The sequence below is a fragment of the Polaromonas sp. genome (assembly GCF_012927415.1).
In the GTDB taxonomy this organism is placed as follows: Bacteria; Pseudomonadota; Gammaproteobacteria; order Burkholderiales; family Burkholderiaceae_C; genus Polaromonas.
Genome location: NZ_JABBPF010000159.1, coordinates 1 through 4,510, shown reverse-complemented (window position 1 = coordinate 4,510; position 4,510 = coordinate 1). Strand labels below are relative to the sequence as shown.

Sequence of the window (4,510 nt, the reverse complement as noted above, 5' to 3'; positions counted from 1 at the left end):
CCCATCCACAAAGCCCAGCCGGAAGTGAGCGCCAAAGCCATGCCAGCCAGGCGGATTCCCCACTCGCCGCTCCCGCTGCCATGCAGGCGCAGGAACAACCAAGGGCCGATCAGCAGGGACCCGCTGCGTCCCAAGGCAAACAGTGCCATGGTGAGCGCGCCGTCCAGCGCCGCCCCGCTTAGAGCGGCCACCAGAAGGGCCGAATACAACAAGCCGCACGGCATGAAGACCCAGAGCGCGCCGATGGCCAGCGGCGCACCACGTCCCCAGGCTGCGTTTAAGGCGCGGACTTTGCTCCAGACAGTGCGGGCCGTGTTGTCAAGCCAGACTGGCTGGCGGGCGAGCAGTACCAACATCAGCCCCATCATCATCACGGCCACATGAAACAGCGTCCAGACCGGCCGCATGACTGCCGTTTGCGTCGTCAGCCAGCCCAGTCCCTGCATCGATGCTGCCGCCACCGCACCGAGTGCCGAATAACCGGCCAAGCGCCCGAACTGAAACGTCCATAACGCCAAAGTTTTACGCTCGCCCGCAGCCTTGCCAATGCCGGCGCAAGCCGCGCCACACATGGCGATGCAGTGCGGTCCACCAGCAAGACCCATGAGCAATGCCGTAACGGCGAGCGATGTTTGCATGCGTTGGTTCTAAATGATCCGGGAAAACCTTGCACGGTTGCGGTCAGCTTGCAGGTAACGGTCAAAGACCATGGCCACGCTGCGCACAAAAAACCCGCCCATGTCGCTCACCTGAATGCCGCTTTCATTGACCTCGACCATACCTTGCTCCTGCATGCCACGCAGGGTTTCAAGCTCGGCGGCGAAATAACTTTTGAAATCGATCAGATGGGACAGGTCAATCGACTCGAAATCGAGTTGCCCCTGGCACATGAGCGCCATGATGACGGAACGCCGCACCAAGTCATCGCGCGAGAGCGCCAGACCCCGCACCACCGGCAGACGCCCTTGGTCGAGGCAGTCGTAATACTCCTCCAACGTCTCGGCATTCTGGCTGTATGTGGCGCCGACTTTTCCAGTCGCTGAAACGCCCAGGCTGATCAGGTCGCAGTCAGGCTGGTCGCTGTACCCCTGCAAGTTGCGGTGTAGCCTCCCCTGGCGTTTTGCCACGGCCAGCGCATCACCGGGCAGGGCAAAGTGATCCATTCCCACAGCAACATACCCCGCCTTCTGAAATGCCGCAAGCGAACTCGACAACATCAAAAGCCTGGCACCTGCCAAAGGCAGCTCGGCAACAATGATGCGTCGTTGCGGCTTGAACCGCGAGGGCAGATGTTCATAGCCATGCAGCGCAATCCGGTCGGGCCGGAGTTCGCAGACCTGGGCCAGCGTGCGCTCAAACGATTCTGGCGTCTGTTGAGGAAGACCGTAAATTAGATTGACATTGACCGACTCGAAACTTAAGGAACGCGCAGACTCCATCAAGGCAAACACCTGTTCGGCAGGCTGAAAGCGATTGACGGCCTTTTGCACGGAGGGATCAAAATCCTGAATGCCGAAACTCAGCCGGTTGAACCCCAACTCGGCCAGCGTGGCCAAACGCGAGGCATCCACCGTGCGCGGATCGACTTCGATGGCATATTCCGCGCGCGGCGCGAAAGTAAAATTGCGCCGCAACAGGCCCATCAATTGGCTCAATTCATCGTCGTTCAGGAACGTGGGAGTTCCGCCACCCAAATGCACCTGACTGAGCCTCTGGGCGGTTCCCAGATGAGCCGTGTATAGATTCAGTTCGCGACTCAGATAGCGCAGATAAGTCTGGCTGGCCTCATGGTGTCTGGTGATGATCTTGTTGCGAGCGCAGTAATAACACAGCGACTCACAAAACGGAATATGCACGTAAAGCGAGAAAGGCAACAACATGGCAGCTGGACCGTTGTAACGTTGCCCGAGCACCTGTGCAACCTGATCGGCCGAGAAGGCCTCTACAAAACGATCGGCAGTTGGATACGAAGTGTAGCGAGGACCCGATACATCAAAACGACGAATCAATTCCGCTGACGGGATAGGCATACAATTGATCGAAACAGCGGTCATGACGATCCTTGGAACACGCACCCGCAATGCCGGGGGCGACCAAACCAATGTATCGCGAACCGAACTGTCTCTTTTTGACATAGATCAGTGGCAGACAAGGTCCCAATCAAACAACGAACCCTTCTCAGGAGAATGTCATGTTTGAGGTCACTCCAGAACCGCAGGCGATCGGCAGGCCGGCACAAGCCGTCGGCGATGTCAAAATTTACCCCCTCAATTCGCACACCGTCAAGGTCGCCTGCTCCAACTGTAATCTGCGCGAATTGTGCATGCCGATGGGCCTGAAGGCTGACGAACTCGACAGGATTGACGAGGTGGTAGCCATTCGGCGCAAGGTTAAGCGGGGCGCCAGGCTGTACAGCAATGGTGACAAGTTCACTTCTCTGTATGCAATTCGCACCGGCTTTTTCAAAACTTGCATAACCACAGAAGATGGCCGCAATCAGGTGACGGGCTTCCAGATGGCGGGGGAAATCATCGGGCTGGACGGCATCGTGAAAGACCATCACGCCTGCGATGCCGTGGCGCTTGAAGACGCAGAGGTGTGCGTCATGCCATTTGACCGGATTGAAGAACTCTCACGCGAGGTAGTCTCCCTGCAGCGTCATGTGCATAAAATCATGAGCCGGGAGATTGTGCGTGAGCATGGCGTGATGCTTTTGCTGGGCAGCATGCGGGCCGAGGAACGGCTGGCTGCGTTTTTGCTCAATCTGGTGCAACGCCTTCATGCCCGTGGATTTTCGCAATCGGAACTTCTTCTGCGCATGACGCGGGAAGAAATCGGCAGTTACCTGGGACTCAAGCTAGAAACCGTTAGTCGCACCTTCTCGAAGTTTGTCGAAGAAGGGATAGTGGAGGTCAAGCAGCGACATGTGCGCATACTCGACACCGATGCCCTCAAGCTGATCGTCAACAACAACCAGCAGCCCTGCCAGTAGTAGGGCTGCAGGCTCATGGCCGCTTCTTCAGGCACCAAAAAGCCTGAACTCAGTTGTTGCCGGCCTTTTTGGAACAAGCTTCCGGCCTTCCGTAGATTGGCAAATGGCAGCGATTAACCTCGAAGGGTGACACCGAGAGCAGTGTTGTCACGGCACTGGAAAGCATGGTCATAAGCCAGAAAGCAAAAAATGCGAGCGTGTAAACGCCTTCGCGCGACATCGGTAAAGGCCGGCCAAACCACCGCAAATCCTTTGGATCCACAAATCCAAACACCAGCATTTCAATGACGCCGGCAAGCAGGAATGCCGGCCATGCAATCCACATCAATCGTTGGGCAAGCATATTCATGAGTCCCTGGTTGATTTTAGATATCTCATCAAGGTTTCAAGGTTCCGCAGGTGCAGGAACGCCCGTTGCGGCATGATTACGGGCCTGCATGGCTGGAGCCATATTGGTAACAGGTTTGGAGTCCGGCTTGGCCACCTCAGACTCAGCGGCATGGCCATAACTGGTAACCACAGGATCGGGAATCTTGATAGCCAGATAAAGTGTAATGAATGAGGCCACCACCACCACGGCTGGCCCTGCAAATACCATCCATACATGACCAAACTTCCACCAAGGTTGCCCTTGCTCTTCATTCATAACGGTTTCCTTTTTTAGCGCGGGACCAAAAATACAGACTTCTCGGTCACCCGTCCCGGAGAATTGATGGCTTCAATTTCAAAATGGATTTCATGCGACCCCGCCTTCGCGCCTTCATAAGGCAACTGAAGCGTGACCGGCACCCAGCGCGCGTCCGTGGCGTCCACCGAGATCAATCCTTCACCAACCAGCGCCAGGCCGGGCAGACCGCTCGCGGCAATGCGATATTTCTGGGTAATTTCAGTGGCATTCATCACCTGCAAACGGTAGACATTTTCAATCTTTCCGCCGCTGACGATTCGCGCCAACGAGGCCCGGTCCCGCACGACATCGACCTTAAATGACGCGCGCAAGGCGAGACTGGTGAATAGTGCCACGGTGATGGCAATAAGTACGGCGCTGTAAACCAGCACTCGCGGACGAAACACCCTGCGCAACAGTGGACCCTTTCCCCAGCCCTGCGCGACGGCATTTTGGGTTGAGTAGCGAATCAGTCCGCGCGGATAATTCATCTTGTCCATTACCGTGTCGCACACGTCAATGCAGGCCGCGCAACTGATGCATTCGTATTGCAGGCCCTTGCGGATATCGATGCCCGTGGGACAGACCTGAACACAGAGCGTGCAATCGATGCAGGAACCCAAGTTCAAGGCTTGGGGATCGGCTTTTTTGGAGCGCGAACCGCGCGGCTCGCCGCGCGCCTCGTCATAGGTCACGATCAAAGTGTCCTTGTCGAACATGGCACTCTGAACACGTGCGTAAGGGCACATGTATTTGCAGACTTGTTCGCGCATGAAGCCCGCATTGCCGTACGTGGCGAATCCGTAAAAGAAAACCCAGAAGGTTTCCCATGGCCCCATGCCAGCGGTGAT

The 4,510-nt window shown here is 56.5% G+C and carries 6 protein-coding genes; 1 reads left to right on the top strand and 5 read right to left on the bottom strand.

Annotated elements, in window-relative coordinates; all coding sequences use genetic code 11:
* Together HHJ19_RS13385 and hemN are read right to left on the bottom strand one after the other, a co-directional pair.
* On the bottom strand, positions 1-638 hold a 638-nt coding region (locus tag HHJ19_RS13385; RefSeq protein ID WP_296908196.1), incomplete at its 3' end, for a sulfite exporter TauE/SafE family protein.
* Between the two features lie 9 nt (positions 639-647).
* Positions 648-2,030, bottom strand: coding sequence for an oxygen-independent coproporphyrinogen III oxidase (hemN, locus tag HHJ19_RS13380; protein WP_296908194.1), 1,383 nt, complete (start codon positions 2,028-2,030; stop codon positions 648-650).
* A 161-nt stretch (positions 2,031-2,191) separates the two neighbouring features.
* Here hemN and fnr point away from each other — a divergent pair, with 161 nt between their 5' ends.
* Positions 2,192-2,992, top strand: a complete 801-nt coding sequence (gene fnr / locus HHJ19_RS13375; RefSeq protein ID WP_296908193.1) for a fumarate/nitrate reduction transcriptional regulator Fnr — start codon at positions 2,192-2,194, stop codon at positions 2,990-2,992.
* 49 nt (positions 2,993-3,041) lie between these two features.
* Here fnr and HHJ19_RS13370 read toward each other — a convergent pair whose 3' ends face one another.
* The 3 genes from HHJ19_RS13370 to HHJ19_RS13360 all read right to left on the bottom strand — a co-directional run.
* Positions 3,042-3,335 (bottom strand): hypothetical protein, encoded by a 294-nt coding sequence (locus HHJ19_RS13370; protein ID WP_296908198.1) that lies wholly within the window; start codon positions 3,333-3,335, stop codon positions 3,042-3,044.
* 42 nt (positions 3,336-3,377) lie between these two features.
* Positions 3,378-3,638 (bottom strand): nitrogen fixation protein FixH, encoded by a 261-nt coding sequence (locus HHJ19_RS13365; RefSeq protein WP_296908192.1) that lies wholly within the window; start codon positions 3,636-3,638, stop codon positions 3,378-3,380.
* A gap of 14 nt (positions 3,639-3,652) precedes the next feature.
* A partial coding sequence (locus tag HHJ19_RS13360) for a 4Fe-4S dicluster domain-containing protein (protein ID WP_296908191.1) occupies positions 3,653-4,510 on the bottom strand: 858 nt, incomplete at its 5' end.